Here is a 16,113-nt window from a genome sequence, read left to right on the forward strand (position 1 = left end):
CAAGAAGCATCGAACGAGTTCGACGCCACCGAGGCTGTCAAAGTGCGCTGTGAATTTCCGGGGAGGAGGCAGGCTAGGCGATCCCGTCCTTGCGCTCCAGCGCAACGGATATGCCGAAGACCACGAGGCCGCCGACCGAAAGGATGGCGCCGACATAGCCGGTGGCCGCCGCCGTATATCCCCAGGCGATGGCAATGCCGCCCAGCCATGCGCCGAGCGCGTTGGCGACGTTGAAGGCGGAATGATTGGAGGCGGCGGCGAGCATCTGGGCATCGGCTGCTACGTCCATCAACCGGGTCTGGACGGCGGGACAGGCCGCAAAGCCGCAGCCGATCAGGAAGGTGCAGATGCACAGCATGACTGGCTCGGCAGCAGTCATCGAAAACAGCGTCATGATGACGACATTGAAGGCCAGCATGCCGCCGATTGTGCCCTTCAGCGAGATATCGGCCAGCCGCGAACCGACGACATTGCCGACATTCATGCCGATGCCGAACAGCGCCAGCACGACGGGGATCATTCCCACCGAGAGGTGGGCGACATCCGTCGTCGTCGAGGCAATGTAGGTGAAGATCGAGAACATGCCGCCGAAGCCGACGGCAGCGATGGCGAGCGTCAGCCAGACCTGGACGCGCACCAGAGCGCCGAGTTCGCGCAAAACGCTGGCGCCCTCGGTAACCTTGTCTTTCGGCAGGAACAAGGCGATCAGCAGAACCGTCAGGGCGCCGAGGCCGCCAACCATCATGAATGCGGCCCGCCAGTCGAGCAACTGCCCAAGGAATGTGGCGATCGGCGTACCGATCAGCGTTGCGATGGTGAGCCCGAGCATGACGCGTCCGACAGCCCGAGCGCGGCGATGGATTGGCACCATCGAGGCAGCCACCAGGGCTGCAACCCCGAAATAGGCTCCATGCGGCAGACCGGTCAGGAAGCGCAGCAGGGTGAAGCTGGCAAAGGTGGGCGCGAAAGCGCTCATGATGTTGCCGGCGGCAAATACCGTCATCAGCAGCAGCAATAATGTCCGCCGCGCAAGCTTGGCCGACAGTACCGCAATCACCGGCGCGCCGATGACGACGCCAAGCGCATAGGCGCTGATGACATATCCTGCTTCCGGCGTCGTCACATGGAAGGTATCAGCGACGTTGGGAAGCAAGCCCATGATGACGAACTCGCCTGTCCCGATGCCAAAACCGCCCATGGCAAGTGCCAGCATGACAAGCGCGACGGCCGTGCTCGATGGAGCTTCGACTGCGGATGGCGGATCGAGGTTGTCGATGACAAGGTCGGTCACGAAAGCTCCAGATAGGCTGGCTGCAGGAGGCTTTTCGCAGCGCCAGTAAATTTGGCGCCAGCCCCGCTCACAGATCGGAAAAATTGGGATGGCGCGATGCGCCTGGAGATTACTATGAATCAAAAGGATAGCCGCGTCCCCTGCGTTTTTCGCACCGCAGCATGGCCGGTTGTGCATACGTAGGTCTACGACCGGAGCTCACCTTTCTTCACGTTGCCGTGACACGAATGTCTTGATTTCGCTCGACGACAGGCCATCTTAGCGAGAGAATTGCATGGGCTGTCCAATATCGACTGTCCGAACTGAGGAAACCGGGATCCTCTATGAAGCTTATCGGACTTTTCAACCAAGACGGTGGCACATTCCGGACAACGGACATGAATGCCTATCGTATCCATGCGGAAAAGGTTTTCCGCGACGCCGGCCATGACTTCGAGTGTCAGGTGGTGTCGGGAAAGGAAATCGTGCCCGCCATGGAACGGGCGGCGCGGCGCGATGACATCGAGGGCATCATTGCCGGCGGTGGCGACGGCACGATTTCGGCGGCCGCCTCCGTCGCCTGGAAGAACAAGATCGCACTCGGCGTTGTGCCAGCCGGTACCATGAACCTCTTTGCCCGCTCACTTCAGCTGCCGCTGGATATCTGGCAGGTGCTCGACGTGATTGCCAATGGCGAGGTCGATGCGGTCGATATCGGCAGCGCCAACGGCCGGCCCTTCATCCACCAGTATTCTGCCGGGATGCACGCGCGCTTGGTGCGCTATCGCAATTCCTTCACTTTCAGCTCGCGCATAGGCAAGATGTCTGCCAGCGTGCGGGCCGCCCTCGGCGTTATCTTCAATCCACCGGAATTCGATGTCGAGTTCGATATCGACGGCAAGAAGGATCGCCGTCACGTGTCCGCCGTGTCCGTATCGAACAACCCGTTCGGACAAAATGCATTGCTCTACGCCGACGAGCTGACGACCGGAACGCTTGGCTTCTATCTCGCCAAGCCTATGAAACCGTTGGGCGTAACCCGGCTGGCCTTCGATATGCTGCGCGGCAAGTTTCGCGATAATGTCGATGTCATGGTCATGCACACGCAGTCGCTGCACCTGCATTATCCGAAAATGAGGTCCAGGGCTCACTGCGTGATCGACGGTGAATTGTTGCGGCTCGAGCGCGACGTCGAGCTGAAACTCCACCCGCGCGAGCTCAAGGTAATGGTTGCCCATGGAACGGCGAGCCGTGTTGCCGTCGAGCAGAGCAACGAGCCCGCACCTGTCTGAGCAAGATTCTTATATGCGTGGCAAATATGTACGGTAGTCGAAATTCGAGACGCTGCGCAGGAAATGGATGGCTTCCTTTTCCTTCGTATCCGCAAACAGCGTCTGGTACCTCTCGCCAAAAATCTCCCTTGTGAAGGCCGAGGCGCGAAACCGCTCAACGGCTGTCAGAAAATCATGGGTCAGCTTCGGTGCGTCGATAGCGGCCGCATGGGCGGTGGTCTCAGGCCCGGGATCGAGATCTTCCGTCAGGCCGCCCAGCATGCCGCCGAGGATGGCGGCAATTGCGAGATAGGGATTGGCATCCGCGCCGGCAACGCGGTGCTCGATGCGAGCGCCTGCACCGTTTTTTTCGGGAATACGCAGCGCCGTGCCGCGGTGATCGTAGCCCCAGTTAATGTCGACCGGTGCAAACGATCCTGGCTGGAAGCGGCGATAGGAATTGGCAAAGGGTGCAAACACCAGTTGCGTTTCCTGCATCGTCCGCAGCAATCCGGCACACACCGATTTTAGCTTGGCGGGATCGCCTCCCTCGGCGTCAAGAATATTGCGGCCATCCTTGTCGAGAATGCTGACATGGACGTGAAGTCCGGAGCCTGCATGATCGGTATAAGGTTTGGCCATGCAGGTCGATTTCAGCCCGTGCTGTCTTGCTGCCTGGGCCGCGATCCTTTTCAGGCCGATACAGTCATCGGCGGCAGCCAGAGCGTCGGGCCCGTGCAGCAGGTTCACTTCGAACTGGCCCGGCCCGAACTCGGCAGTCGTCGCATCGGCGGGCAGACCCTGTGCCCGTGCATAGGCGCGCAGCGTCTCGAGATAATCGCCGAGCACGTCGACGGCATCCATGTCGTAGAGCTGAAAGCCGTCCGGCTCGCCACGATAGGTGAGGGCCGCGGGCGGCGACGGGATGCCGGTCTCGCGCCAATCCGCCGCCAGCAGGTAGAACTCCAGCTCCGTCGCGACCACCGGCGTCAGCCCCATCAGCCGATAGCGCTCGACAACGGCAGCAAGGATGGCACGCGGATCCATGAAGCTCGGACCGCCACTCAGCTCATGCATCGTCGCCAGCACCTGGCAGGATCCGGCCGGCGCCCAGGGCATCGGTGCCAGGGTGCGCGGATCGGCGATGCAGCTTCCGTCGGGATCGCCGATCGTCATCGACAAGCCGTTCAACTCATCATTGTCGTAACCCCAGATATCCAGGGTTTGCGTCGACAGGGGCAGCCGCACGTCGCCGGCCCAGACCTTTTTTTCAGCCGAAAGCGGGATCTGCTTGCCGCGCAGCCGGCCGTTCATGTCGACGGTCAGCACCTCGATGCGAGCCGCAGCGTCCAGCGTGTCGTCTTTTGCGGTCCCGACCGTCATGCTCTTGAAAATCCTCGAATGCCCGGCCATGGTCGTAGCCGATCAAGCCCGGCCTTTCAATTCCGAAGGATTTGCAGACGATGACGGAGACGAAACCCTTGTCCAATCTCGCCGCCATCGATGCAGCCCATCACCTGCATCCCTTCGCCGATACCGGGAAGCTGAACACTGAGGGCACGCGCATTATCCAGCGCGGCGAGGGCGTCCATATCTTCGACAGCCTCGGTAAGAAATACCTCGATGGATTCGCCGGTCTCTGGTGCGTCAACATCGGATATGGACGCAAGGAGATCGCCGAGGCGGTCGCAAGGCAGATGAACGAGCTGCCCTATTACAATACGTTCTTCGGCACGACCACCACGCCGGCAACCCTGCTTGCCGAGAAGGTCTGCTCCCACGCCGGGCCCAACTTCAACCACATCTTCTTCACCAACTCCGGTTCCGAGGCGAACGACACATGGTTTCGCATGGCGCGGGTTTACTGGAGCGCTGTCGGCAAACCTTCCAAGAAGATCGTCATCGCGCGCCGTAACGGCTACCACGGCTCGACTGTCGCCGGCGCCAGCCTCGGCGGCATGAAATACATGCATGAGCAAGGCGACCTGCCGATCCCGGGGATCGTCCATATCGGACAGCCCTATTGGTACGCCGACGGCGGCGATCTGACGCCCGAGGCTTTCGGGCTCAAGGTGGCAGGCGAGCTTGAGGAGAAGATCGACGAGCTCGGCGAGGATAACGTTGCCGCCTTCGTGGCCGAACCGATACAGGGGGCAGGCGGCGTCATCATACCGCCCTCGACCTACTGGCCGGAGATCGACCGCATCTGCAAGGCACGCAACATCCTGCTGGTTTCAGACGAGGTGATTTGCGGCTTCGGACGCCTTGGCGAATGGTTCGGCTTCCAGCACTACGGTTTCACGCCGGACCTTGCACCCATCGCCAAGGGCCTTTCATCAGGCTATCTGCCAATTGGCGGCGTGCTGGTCGGAGACCGTGTTGCCGATGTGCTGATCAACGACGTCGGCGAATTCAACCACGGCTTCACCTATTCCGGCCATCCGGTATGCGCGGCCGCCGCACTCGAAAACCTGCGCATCATCGAGGACGAGCATCTCGTCGAGCGCGTGCGCAATGACATCGGACCCTATTTCGCTGCAGAATGGAGCAACCTTGCCGATCACCCCATGGTCGGTGAAGCCGTCAGCGTCGGCTTGATGGGCGCCCTGCAGCTTGCCGCCGATAAGACTACGCGCCGCCGCTTCGACAAGCCGGATGCCGTCGGCGCCATGGTTCGCAATCACGCGCTGGCCAACGGCCTAGTCCTGCGCGCCACCGCCGACCGCATGCTAGCCTCGCCCTCCCTGATCATCAGCCGCGAGGAGGTCGACACGATGGTCCGCATTGCACGTCTGGCGCTGGACGCGGTCTGGGCGGGAACCACCGCCTAAACCGACCATCCAAGTCAGACGATCCATTTCCCTGCCTTGTTCAGAGCAAGGGTCAAGGCTGCGACATGAATGGCCTGGATCATCTCTCCAGCCAGCATCATCCTGATGGCTTCGCGAATAGGCACTCGAACAATCTCGGTCCGCTCTGTCGGATTGTCATCCGGAAGCGCGTTGCATTCAATTCCGAGCGCCAGAACGATATGGCAAAGATTGGTATGGGTTGCCGGGTTCGGGGACAAAGACGCCACCGGCAGCCACTCCGCCGCCGAAAATCCGGTTTCCTCCCGCAGTTCACGCTGCGCCGCCTGCACCGGGCTGCCATCTTTAGCATCAATAGCACCGCCAGGCAATTCCAGCGAGATACGGCCTAAGGCATGACGATATTGTCTGAGCAAAAGAATATTGTCCTCGGTATCGATCGCCACGACCTGAACCCAGTCGCTATACTCGAGGACATAATAGGGAGCGATTTCAACGCCTTCGGATGTGACGCAATCGTCGGCCCTGACCGTCAGCCAGCGATCGCGCAGCGGGTAGCTCGACCTCTTGATTTCCCACGGAGCAAGATTGATAGGCGCGGGCTGGGTCTGATCGCTTGCAGCCATGGCTTGCCTCCGAGTTTTGAAGAACGGATAGCCGCAGTCGTTACTGCGGATAGATCCACGCATAGGCAAAATGTGCCGTGTCACCGGGCTTGCCGTGGATATAGCCGACATCCGCCTGGCGAACGACCGCGTTTACATATTGCGGTCCGAGCGAGGTGCTTACCCATTCGGCAAGAACGGGTGGCATGGCATCACGACCCTTTTTCGGCAGCCAGACGAGCAGCACCGGCCTCTCCGCCGTCCACTGATAGGGCAGCGTGAGGTTGCCGAAAAACCGCGACATGACGGGCACGCCAGCAAACTGGAGCTTGAGGTTGCCGGCCGGAAGCCAGTCGTCCGTCATCACCAGCCCCGGCTTCTTGGCTTCTGTGCTGACAATCTGGCTGGCAAAATCGGCATAGGGAACATTGTAGGCTTCATAAGAGCCGAACAGGCCCGGCACGGTCACGCGGGTCAGCAGGGCCGTCGGGATGAGCAGCATAAGTGCAATCGGAATGTAAACGAAACGCTTGGCAAAATCTTCGGCACGCAGCCCGGCAATTTCCATCTTCAGGCAAAGGTAGATCGGCAGCAGGAATAGAAACGGCAGCAGCCATCGGTCGCGCATTGCAGTCATGCCGATGCCGAAAATCAGAACCAGCACCAGAATCGCTATGGCAACGAAGATTGTCGCAAGGAAACGCGTCCATTCGTTCGACATCTTCAGGCTGGCAAACAGGGCTTTCCCGAACACCAGAGCGTAGACGATAGCGGTCGGCAGGCAGATGACGATGGCGAGCTTGAAAAACTCGAGCGGTCCCTGGACGAGTTTCGCCCAATGGCTCTTCGGCGCGTCCTGCTCCATGATCCCGAGCGTGCGACCGGAGGCCAGATCGAAATTGTGGAGCAGCCACAGGCCGTGCGGCAGGAAGATGATCAGTGCTATCAGCACAGTCACAAGAAACCGCTTGTCGAAAATCCGGGCGCGGCCTTGCGGGTGCAGTAACACGGCAACGACGGTGGCGGCGGCCAGCAGCGCAAAATTGTATTTCGACAGCATGCCGAGGCCAAGTGCCACGCCGGTGATCAGGTATCCGGTCCAGGACGGCGTCTTCAGCGTCCGGATGACGCCGTAGAGAAACAGGTTGATGGTCACCATCTGGGCGACCGTATGGGTGAGATCGCGCTGAGCTTCCCAGAAAAGCTGCGGAATGGTCAGCAGCGACAGGGTGGCGATCACTGCAAACAGCTTGTCGGCCAGGACCAGGCGGGCAAGCTTGTAATAGGTCACGTAGATCAGAAACAGCACGAGGTTCTTGACGACGGAAATGATCGCCAGCGACAGGCCGAAGACCGAAACGAACGCTGTCTGCAGCCAGTTATACAGCGGTGGTTGCGAATCGTAGCCGAGCGTCAGCCATTGCGAAAAGAATGCCTGCTGCGATTCGTCGTAGCGCATGCTGTGCGGCATGAGCATGCGGACGACAAACTCGAGGCAGAAGTAGGCTGCCAGAAGGAGGATCACGGCATCTGGCTTGCGGACCAGCAGCCTATGCATGGGGATGATCCCGATCGAAGATCGTCCGGACGATGTAGTTCGGCGACGTGTCGTCGCGGTAATAGTTGCGGGCAATCATCTCGGCCAGAATGCCGGTCGTGACCATCTGCACGGAGGCCAACAGCAGCACGACGCCGACCATCAGCATCGGCCGGGTGCCGATATCGTTGCCCATGATGAATTTGTCGACGAACAGATAGGCCATGATGACAAGCGCCAGCGCGCCGAAGCCGAGGCCGAGCGACCCGAAGAAATGGCCGGGACGGGCCTTGTAGCGCATGAAGAACATCACTGAAAGAAGGTCGAGGATGACCCGGAACGTCCGCGATATGCCGTATTTCGACTTGCCATGGGCGCGGGCATGGTGGCTGACGACCATTTCGCCGATCCGCGAACTCGGCACCACGCTGGCGACCCAGGCCGGGATGAAGCGGTGCATCTCGCCCATCAGCTTGACCTGCTTGATGATCGCAGCCCGGTAGATCTTCAGGCTGCAGCCATAGTCGTGTATCTTGACGCCCGTCGTCCGGCCGATCAGGTAATTGGCGCACCATGACGGGATCTTGCGCAAAAGCAGTCCGTCCTGGCGATCCTTGCGCCAGCCGACGAGAAGATCGAGATCGCGGCGTTCCAGTTCGGCGACCATGGCAGGAATGTCTTTCGGATCGTTCTGCAGGTCGCCGTCCATCGTCGCGATCAGGCGGCCGGTGGCCGCGTCGATGCCGGCCTGCATCGCCGCCGTCTGGCCGAAATTCCGCTGCAGTTCGACAAGTCGCAGGATCAGGCCTTCCTGGCCCAGATAGCTCCGGGCGTTTACCAGCGTCGCATCCGTGCTGCCGTCATCGATCAGGATCAGTTCCCAGCGACCGGGGAAAATGGCCATCGACTGGGTGATACGCTCGATCAGCGGGCCGACACTGTCTTCCTCGTTGAAAACAGGCACGACCAGCGAAAGCTCGACTGGATTGACGGTATCCGCGTGAAGCCGATTAGACTCTGCCGTTGTCTGCAACGCTACTTTCTCCTAAAAGCCGCTATGATCGGTGGCCGGGCGAGCAAAGTTCGTGCCGTCAGCCAGAGCTCACACGGGTGCTTTCCTACATGAAGAGTCCAATGGTTGCCACCCGACAATCCTGGTTTATTCGAAACCGGATGACGCTGCTGACCCTGGGCGTCGTCTTGCTCTACGCGGCCTTCATAGAATGGTTCTGGGGCTGGAGCGTCATCCTTGCAGAATGGGCAAAAGTTGGCGTCTTGCCGATCGTCGTCGCCCTCGCATTGCTGACCGGCACCTACTTCCTGCGGACGTGGCGTATCTACGACTATTTTCCCGTCGAGACGAAGGGTCACTTCTCAGCCCTTTTCCGAGTCACGCAGATCCACAACTTGCTCAACATCATGATGCCGTTCCGCACCGGCGAAACCAGCTTTCCGCTTTTGATGCGCTCGGAATTCGGCATTCCACTGGTCCGCAGCACCGCGGCGTTGCTGGTCATGCGGTTGCTCGACCTCCACGCGCTACTCGCCGCCGCCGGCATGGGCCTCGCCGTAACATCACCGCATAAAGCCGTTGCCTGGTTGCTCTGGTGCTGTTTTCTGCTCTTGCCGGTCGCAGCCTTTGCCGTGCGCCGCCCGCTGGTCCGGTTCGCCGCGGAGGCGCTGCCTGCAAAGGCGCAGTCCGTCGTCCTCGAGATCGAAAGGGGACTGCCCATAAACGCATCCGCTTTTGCACGGGCCTGGCTGATGACCATCGTCAACTGGCTGGTCAAGGTACTCGTGCTCGCCTGGGCACTCGGCCTTATGCAGGTCGTCCCGCTAGCGGCGAGTTTTGGCGGCGCTCTCGGTGGTGAGCTTTCATCCGTGCTGCCGGTGCACGCGCCGGGCGGCGTCGGCACCTATCCGGCGGGCATTACCGCCGGTGCGCTGGCCTTCGGTGCCCCCTCCGACACGGCGTCGCTCACCACGCTGGCGCAGGCAAGCATCAACGGCCATTTACTGGTGATCGTTTCCGCACTCATCGGTACGGCGCTGGGACTGGCGATGTCGAAAGGCCGGGTCCAAAAGTCGGCCTGATGCCACCGCTCTCTCACCGCGTTGGCAAGAGGGCGGTGCGTGTGTTCCTACTGGAACGCCGTCTCGAAAAAGCTGCGTAGCTTGCGTGAATGCAGCGCTTCTGGCGGCATGGCAGCGAGCTTCTGGATGGCGCGGATGCCGATCTGCAGATGCTGGTTGACCTGCGTCCGATAGAAGGCGGTCGCCATTCCCGGTAGCTTCAGTTCGCCATGCAGCGGCTTGTCCGAGACGCAGAGCAACGTGCCGTAGGGCACGCGGAAGCGAAATCCGTTGGCCGCAATCGTTGCCGATTCCATGTCGAGGGCGATGGCGCGGGCCTGCGATAGGCGCTTGACCGGCCCTGCCTGGTCGCGCAGTTCCCAGTTGCGGTTGTCGATGGTGCCGACCGTGCCGGTGCGCATGATCCGCTTCAGCTCGAAACCCTCGTAGCCGGTAATCTCGGCCACCGCTGCCTCCAGCGCCACCTGCACCTCGGCCAGCGCCGGGATCGGCACCCAGACGGGCAGGTCGTCGTCGAGCACATGGTCTTCACGCATGTAGGCATGGGCAAGCACGTAGTCTCCGAGCCTCTGGCTGTTGCGCAGGCCGGCACAATGGCCGAGCATCAGCCAGGCATGCGGTCGAAGCACTGCGACGTGGTCGGTGATCGTCTTCGCGTTGGAGGGGCCGACGCCGATGTTGATCATGGTGATCCCGGCATGGCCCTTCTTCTTCAGATGGTAGGCCGGCATCTGCGGTAGTCGCGGCGAAGCGATATCAGTATCCGGCGAGCTCGATCCGGCGTTGGTGATGATATTTCCCGGTTCGACGAAAGCTGTATAGCCTTCGCCGCCCTTGGCCATCAGGTCACGTGCCCAGGTGCAGAACTCGTCGATGTAGAACTGATAGTTGGTGAACAGCACGAAATTCTGGAAATGGGCCGCGCTGGTCGCCGTGTAGTGAGCGAGCCGCGCCAGCGAATAGTCGATGCGCTGGGCGGTGAACGGTGCCAGCGGCGAGGGCTGGCCCGGAGGCGGTATATATTCGCCATTGGCGATCTCGTCGTCGGTCGTGTTCAGATCCGGCGTATCGAAAAGATCGCGCATCGGAATGTCGGCAAATGTCGCCGCCGATGCCTCTACGTGCGCTCCTTCGCCGATAGCGAAATGCAACGGGATCGGCGTCGTCGATTCGGACACGACAATCGGTACGTTGTGGCTGCGCATCAAAAGCGCCAGCTGCTCCGTCAGATAATGCCGGAAAAGCACGGGCCTGGTGATCGTGGTGGTGTAGATGCCGGGCGCGGTGACGTGACCGTAGGACAGCCGCGAATCGACATGTCCGAAGCTGGTAGTCTCGATGCTCACCTGCGGATAGAAGGCCCGGAAGCGAGCAGAGATTGGCTCCCCCTCGGCAAGTTCGGCGAATTTGCCGATCAAGAAGGCCGTGTTCCTGTCGTAGAGCTCGGTCAGAGCATCGACAGCTTTGACCGGATCGTCAAAGGTAACGGGCGCGAAGGGTTCGGGTGAGGATACGTCCAGCGGAGAGAATTTGTTGCTCATGCGCCATTATAGAGTGCTGTCTCCAACAAGCAAATGACGGCAACAGTGGCAGCCGGGATTTCCGCAGGATTTTTTTCCCCATCTGCGGCTCCGGGAAGATGCCAGCCCGCGACCCTTTACTGTACCGTCGAGCAATAAGAGCTTGTCGATTGCAGGCAGGTGAAGTTTGCGCCGAAGTGCGATTGCGAACCGCTGCCCCCGCTGTGCAGGACGGCTGCCGAAAAGCTGATGGCGAAAACTGCGGAAACCAAAGTGATGATGGTGAAGCGCCGCGCCAGAATTGCCATGTCCATTTCCCCCGTTGTTGGAACGGATCGCCCTTGATCCTGACGCCTTTCTGCCACGGTTCGTCTGAACGGCGGCTGATACGGCGGTTCATCCGGCATTCAGCTTGCCGGGTCGGCCTCAATTCGCATCGCCAAGACGGTGAATTCAGGCAAATACGAGCCGGGAAAAATCACGCGCCAACAACCGCGGCTCGATTCAGGGTTAGCAAAGGGTTGATTTGCAGATCCTAATTTTTCGTAAAATGCCAGGCAAAGTCCTTAATTCGCAAGGCCTGCGATGTTTAACAAAATCCCAAGTTTACCAAGCATTTGCACTTTGTTTGCATCAAATTAAGCAAGCATTTTAAGCGCTTTTTGAAGTCCTTATGCGATACTCAAATCATCAAACGAGCGGGGAAAACCCGCCACCCGGAAGGCCACCAAGCTGCGTTAGACGGCAAAGGCCCAACGGAAAACAGGGATTGCACTAACAGGCTGAAACAGGGACCGAACCGATGGCACGCTTTGAAATGACGACGTCTGAAATGGCCACCATGGGTGGCGAAAAAAATGCCGATATCTTTTGCGAAATGGGCCTGATGTACGCAACCGGCCGCGGTTGCGACATCGACCTGATCTCGGCCCACAAGTGGCTGAACATCGCTGCCATCAAGGGCTGCGACCGCGCCGCCGAGCTTCGCGCCGACGTCGCTGCCACGCTAACGAAGATGCAACTGGCAGCAGCCCTTCGCTCCGCTCGCGAGTGGATGACCATGCACTGAGGCAACGTCCTCAGACGATCATTACCAAGAACAATAACCTCGCAAAGAGGGGGAGCGTCAATGTCAAAAGGCAGACGCAACAGCGCGACCGCGACCGGCCGGGACAAGGCCGGCGCGGTTTTTGGCGCGATGATTACCGGAGCGTCTGAAGGACCTGCGGCAGGGCCTGTTCGAAAAGGTCGAGATCGGCTTTCTGTCCGGCGCTGACGCGGACACACCGGTTGAGCGGCGCCACGCCGGGCATCCGGATAAACACGCCGTGATCGAGCAGCCCATCGACAACGGCCTTCGCGTAGACCGCATCGCGCCCACAGTCGATGGCAACGAAGTTGGTGGCCGATGCCAGCGGCATAACGTCGTTGTCGCGCGCGATCATGGCGATCCGTTCCCGGGCGTCGTGGATCTTGCCGATGACCTCTTTAAGATAGCCCTGATCGTCCAGCGCGGTTAGCGCCCCGACGGTTGCCAGCCGGTTCATGCCGAAGTGATTGCGCAGCTTGTCAAACGCTGCCACGGTTTCGGGAACGCCGATCGCATAGCCGACCCGCGCGCCGGCAAGCCCGTAGGCCTTGGAGAAGGTGCGGGTACGCAGGACATTGGGCATGTCGATGAGGGACGCGATCGGTGGCAACGACGACGCCGGCGCAGTCTCGCTGTAGGCCTCGTCTAACACCAGCATGCAGGTCTCCGGCAAGGCCCTTGCGAAGGCGATGACGCTTTCCTGATCCCACCAGCTTCCCATCGGATTGTCGGGGTTGGCAAGATAGACCAGCGGTGCATTCTCCCGCCGGACTGCATCGAGCAGTCCCTCAAGGTTCTCACGGTCGTCGAGATACGGGACGGTGACGAGCCGACCGCCGAAACCGGCGACGTGGAAGTTGAAAGTCGGATAGCCGCCATGGGACGTCACCACCGGCGTGTTGGCGGAAACGATCATCCGGACGATCAACCCGAGCAGCGAATCGACACCTTCGCCTATGGCAATGTTGGCGGAATTTATCCCGAGATGCGTTGCCAGCGCCGCCTTGAGGTCGAAATTTTCCGGGTCGTTATACTTCCAGATCTCGCCAGCTTCCCGGCGCATCGCCTCGATCACCCGCGGCGAAGGACCGAAGCCGCTTTCATTGGCGCCGATCCGGGCCTTGACAGCGACGCCGCGCTGCCGCTCCAGCGCTTCCGGCCCGACAAACGGCACGGTCGAGGGCAGGGCGCTGGTGAGCGGTGTAAAACGCGAAAAGACAGGCATGCTGGTGATTTCCCGGCGAAGCGATTGCAGTCGCCCGCACCATAAGCGCTTGTTGCCGGGTTTCAAGAGACGAGGCGGCTGGCGTCAGCGACGCATGGACCTTGCGGCATTGGCTTCGCGGTTGCCGATCATGAAGTCGGCACGTACCACCAGCCTCAATGTCTCGGGCGTCAGGAAGTTGATGAACCGGACGCCGATCCGGTCGCCATGCCGGTAGGTCTCGGCGCAGCCGATGCGATAGGCGAGACCGAGGATGTTGAGGTAGTAATGTTGCGGCAGGCCCGCAGTGCTGCCGACAAGGAAGGTCGCGCCGCCCTGCGAGATATCGATGATCTCGGCACTGCGCATCGAGACCCCGGTAAGGCAGGGTTTGACGGCGATAAGTCGTGCCGGCCGCTGGACGAAAAAGCGCTCGAAGCTCCGCTCGTAGACCTCGGATTTGACGGACGCCAGATGCGTTGAGCGAAGCATGTTATTCCCCGGACGGTGGCTTACCGAAATCATCTCGGTTTAAGACACAAGCGTCGCACGAAGGCTTTGCGCATTCGTCAATCATATGGATGGCATTTTAGTAATCTGACATTTAGCTGCCAGATGAGTCGATTTCAGGAGAAATACCGCGCGACCGCATATCCGCCGCCCGCGGTGGCAGCCGTGACAACGGTACCCCAGGCCATGTCGACGACGCTGACCATGACGGGCCAGTTCTTCAACGTCGAAAGGTTGGTGATATCGTAGGTCCCGTAAGCTGCAAGGCCAAGCACGGCGCCAAACAGCAGAGCCCGCGTCAACGAACCGGCACCAACCGCAGGCATCACTGCGAGCATGACGACGGCAACGGTGAAAAACAGGTAGAAAAGTGCTGCGATCCCGAAATTCGGCTGAGGCAGCATCAGGTCGCCTAACTGGTCGCGATAGAAGGTGCGCGCCACAAGCCCGAGCCAAGCGGCATCGAGAACAAGCAGCGTCACGAGACAACCTGCGTAGGCGGTAAGCGCTGTCTTGATCATGGGTCGAGCTCCTTTTTCAAAAAGTCCTACGCCGTTCGGCGACGGTCGGATTACCTTTCGTCAAATGATATTCGAACCGTGTGGGCAATTGGGCGTTGTATGTGGGACGATATTGCACGGATTCTTCGGGCGTAAGGTCCGCCCTGACGGAATGCTGCAGAAGTCAGGCGTAAAATTCAGTGACCGATTTCCCGGTCGGCAAAGCCTAGCGCCGAGTGGCTGCTGCTATGTCATCAGGGGAAGGAGAAGCGCGGGGCGGCGGCCCCGCGCTTCTTTGATTCGGGCCGTCGGGTCGAGACGCACGCAGGTGAGCCGCTTTCACGTCCTAGACGCCGACCTCGAAGTTCAAACGCAAGACATGATGTAGAAACTCGGCATTGATCAGCATGTTGAAGCTGACGATGACCCGCGAACCCTCACGTTTGACGAGGGTGCAGCCGATCTCGTCGCGAATGCCGAGGATCTCGAGGAAAAAGTGATTGGGCAGATCGTGGCCGGTGCCCACCTCGAGCGTGGCGCCGGATTGCGACATGATCTTGATCATGCAGTCCGTTTGTACGCTCGTGCTGAGATGATGGCCCACGAAGATGATTTTGCCGGGTCTATCGACAACGAATTCCTGAAGCGCGGGCTGCTGGTCAGTGTTCGTCATGAGGTGCATCTGAAGGGGCATGTTGCCCTCCGCTGGTTGAATGATGTCAGAATAGAACGCTTCGCTTGATGAAGATTTAAGAGACTCCTTAAAAAACAAAGCATGTGTGCAAATAAGCCGCAAATGCTCGTTGCCTGGGCATTCTCGGGCCGGGATATACGCCCCCGGCGCCCTCTCTCCGTATCCGCTACTCTCAGGCCTTTACCAGCCAGGCATGTTCCGGGGCATTGTAGAACTTCCACACCCGTTTCGGCCCCGCCATGACATTCAAATAATAGAGATCGTAGCCGTGGCAGGCTGCGCATGGGTGATAGCCCTTCGGCACCATCGTCACGTCGCCATCTTCCACAGCCATCACCTCGTCGAGCGACCGGTCGTCGGTATAGACACGCTGGAAGGCAAAGCCCTGCGGCGGGTTAAGGCGATGATAGTAGGTTTCCTCGAGATAGCTCTCGTTTGGCAGATCGTCCTGGTCGTGCTTGTGCGGTGGGTAGGAAGAGGTATGGCCGCCGGGCGTGATCACCTCGACGACGAGCAGCGAGTGGGCGGCACCATCGTCTTCCGGCATAATGTTGTTGACGTATCGAACATTCGTCCCCTGGCCTCGCGTCAGCGCCGGATGCGTGCCGGGCGGAATGGCGCGCGCCGGGTGATCGCCGCCACCGGGTGCCGAGCAGACGGCCAGTTCGAGATCTGTTTCCGCGGTGACGGACCAGCTGGACCCGGCCGGGATGTAAAGCGCATGCGGAGCGCCGTCGAATGGGCTCATCCGTTCGCCCAGCAGCCCGAAATCCACATCTCCGGCTGTCGCCCGGCCTTTTCCACTGACCCAGACAAGGCAGACCTCCCGCTCACCCGTATCACCCGCCGCGCTCTCACCCGTCTTCAGGCGGTACAGGTCAAAGCCGACATAGGTCCAGCCGGCTGTTTCCGGGGTCACGTGATGGACTTTGCCAGTGGTCCCGCTGGGGCTGACATGCAGGTGGGACTTCGTCATTTTGAGATCTCCTGTAAACACTGGCGAAGGAA

The 16,113-nt window shown here is 60.1% G+C and carries 16 protein-coding genes; 4 read left to right on the top strand and 12 right to left on the bottom strand.

The features are described from left to right. Window positions 1–73 precede the first annotated feature (73 nt). On the bottom strand, window positions 74–1,276 hold the full coding sequence (locus J5274_RS09765) for an MFS transporter (protein WP_224128086.1): 1,203 nt from the start codon (window positions 1,274–1,276) through the stop codon (window positions 74–76). A 338-nt stretch (window positions 1,277–1,614) separates the two neighbouring features. On the opposite strand from J5274_RS09765, the gene J5274_RS09770 reads away from it, so the two are divergent. Next, window positions 1,615–2,562: a diacylglycerol kinase family protein gene (locus J5274_RS09770; RefSeq protein ID WP_219274579.1), complete on the top strand. Its 948-nt coding sequence runs from the start codon at window positions 1,615–1,617 to the stop codon at window positions 2,560–2,562. A gap of 9 nt (window positions 2,563–2,571) precedes the next feature. On the opposite strand, the gene J5274_RS09775 is transcribed toward J5274_RS09770, so the two are convergent. Continuing rightward, window positions 2,572–3,924, bottom strand: a complete 1,353-nt coding sequence (locus J5274_RS09775; protein ID WP_224128046.1) for a glutamine synthetase family protein — start codon at window positions 3,922–3,924, stop codon at window positions 2,572–2,574. 80 nt (window positions 3,925–4,004) lie between these two features. On the opposite strand from J5274_RS09775, the gene J5274_RS09780 reads away from it, so the two are divergent. Further along, window positions 4,005–5,372, top strand: coding sequence for an aspartate aminotransferase family protein (locus tag J5274_RS09780; protein ID WP_142829810.1), 1,368 nt, complete (start codon window positions 4,005–4,007; stop codon window positions 5,370–5,372). Between the two features lie 14 nt (window positions 5,373–5,386). On the opposite strand, the gene J5274_RS09785 is transcribed toward J5274_RS09780, so the two are convergent. Genes J5274_RS09785 through J5274_RS09795 form a run of 3 tightly spaced genes read right to left on the bottom strand, consistent with a single transcriptional unit; the run spans window position 5,387 to window position 8,526 of the window. Beyond that, window positions 5,387–5,977: an NUDIX hydrolase gene (locus J5274_RS09785; RefSeq protein ID WP_142829931.1), complete on the bottom strand. Its 591-nt coding sequence runs from the start codon at window positions 5,975–5,977 to the stop codon at window positions 5,387–5,389. A gap of 40 nt (window positions 5,978–6,017) precedes the next feature. After that, window positions 6,018–7,514 (bottom strand): glycosyltransferase family 39 protein, encoded by a 1,497-nt coding sequence (locus J5274_RS09790; RefSeq protein ID WP_142829808.1) that lies wholly within the window; start codon window positions 7,512–7,514, stop codon window positions 6,018–6,020. Beyond that, window positions 7,507–8,526 carry a glycosyltransferase family 2 protein gene (locus J5274_RS09795; protein ID WP_142829806.1) on the bottom strand — a complete coding sequence of 340 codons (1,020 nt, stop codon included), beginning with the start codon at window positions 8,524–8,526 and terminating at the stop codon, window positions 7,507–7,509. The genes J5274_RS09790 and J5274_RS09795 overlap by 8 nt, the downstream gene beginning before the upstream one ends. 89 nt (window positions 8,527–8,615) lie before the next feature. On the opposite strand from J5274_RS09795, the gene J5274_RS09800 reads away from it, so the two are divergent. Beyond that, window positions 8,616–9,587 (top strand): lysylphosphatidylglycerol synthase domain-containing protein, encoded by a 972-nt coding sequence (locus J5274_RS09800; RefSeq protein ID WP_142829805.1) that lies wholly within the window; start codon window positions 8,616–8,618, stop codon window positions 9,585–9,587. A 47-nt stretch (window positions 9,588–9,634) separates the two neighbouring features. Here J5274_RS09800 and J5274_RS09805 read toward each other — a convergent pair whose 3' ends face one another. Together J5274_RS09805 and J5274_RS09810 are read right to left on the bottom strand one after the other, a co-directional pair. Beyond that, window positions 9,635–11,128 carry an AMP nucleosidase gene (locus J5274_RS09805; protein ID WP_219274581.1) on the bottom strand — a complete coding sequence of 498 codons (1,494 nt, stop codon included), beginning with the start codon at window positions 11,126–11,128 and terminating at the stop codon, window positions 9,635–9,637. A 116-nt stretch (window positions 11,129–11,244) separates the two neighbouring features. Beyond that, window positions 11,245–11,514, bottom strand: coding sequence for a hypothetical protein (locus J5274_RS09810; protein ID WP_142829803.1), 270 nt, complete (start codon window positions 11,512–11,514; stop codon window positions 11,245–11,247). A 395-nt stretch (window positions 11,515–11,909) separates the two neighbouring features. Here J5274_RS09810 and J5274_RS09815 point away from each other — a divergent pair, with 395 nt between their 5' ends. After that, complete coding sequence (locus J5274_RS09815) at window positions 11,910–12,176, top strand: sel1 repeat family protein (RefSeq protein ID WP_111220376.1); 267 nt, start codon at window positions 11,910–11,912, stop codon at window positions 12,174–12,176. Between the two features lie 133 nt (window positions 12,177–12,309). Here J5274_RS09815 and J5274_RS09820 read toward each other — a convergent pair whose 3' ends face one another. The 5 genes from J5274_RS09820 to iolB all read right to left on the bottom strand — a co-directional run bounded on the left by J5274_RS09820 (window position 12,310) and on the right by iolB (window position 16,081). Next, window positions 12,310–13,422, bottom strand: a complete 1,113-nt coding sequence (locus J5274_RS09820; protein ID WP_142829801.1) for a pyridoxal phosphate-dependent aminotransferase — start codon at window positions 13,420–13,422, stop codon at window positions 12,310–12,312. A gap of 84 nt (window positions 13,423–13,506) precedes the next feature. Next, window positions 13,507–13,893 carry a PilZ domain-containing protein gene (locus J5274_RS09825; RefSeq protein WP_111220378.1) on the bottom strand — a complete coding sequence of 129 codons (387 nt, stop codon included), beginning with the start codon at window positions 13,891–13,893 and terminating at the stop codon, window positions 13,507–13,509. 134 nt (window positions 13,894–14,027) lie between these two features. Further along, entirely contained in the window at window positions 14,028–14,429 is a 402-nt protein-coding gene (locus J5274_RS09830; protein WP_142829929.1) for a DUF2177 family protein, read from the bottom strand. 328 nt (window positions 14,430–14,757) lie between these two features. Next, window positions 14,758–15,093 carry a hypothetical protein gene (locus J5274_RS09835; RefSeq protein ID WP_142829927.1) on the bottom strand — a complete coding sequence of 112 codons (336 nt, stop codon included), beginning with the start codon at window positions 15,091–15,093 and terminating at the stop codon, window positions 14,758–14,760. Between the two features lie 184 nt (window positions 15,094–15,277). Beyond that, a complete protein-coding gene (iolB, locus tag J5274_RS09840) occupies window positions 15,278–16,081 on the bottom strand; it encodes a 5-deoxy-glucuronate isomerase (RefSeq protein ID WP_142829799.1) in 804 nt (267 codons plus the stop codon). Between the last annotated feature and the right edge of the window lie 32 nt (window positions 16,082–16,113).

The sequence above is a fragment of the Rhizobium sp. L51/94 genome (genome assembly GCF_019355555.1).
Lineage (GTDB): Bacteria > Pseudomonadota > Alphaproteobacteria > Rhizobiales > Rhizobiaceae > Rhizobium > Rhizobium rhododendri.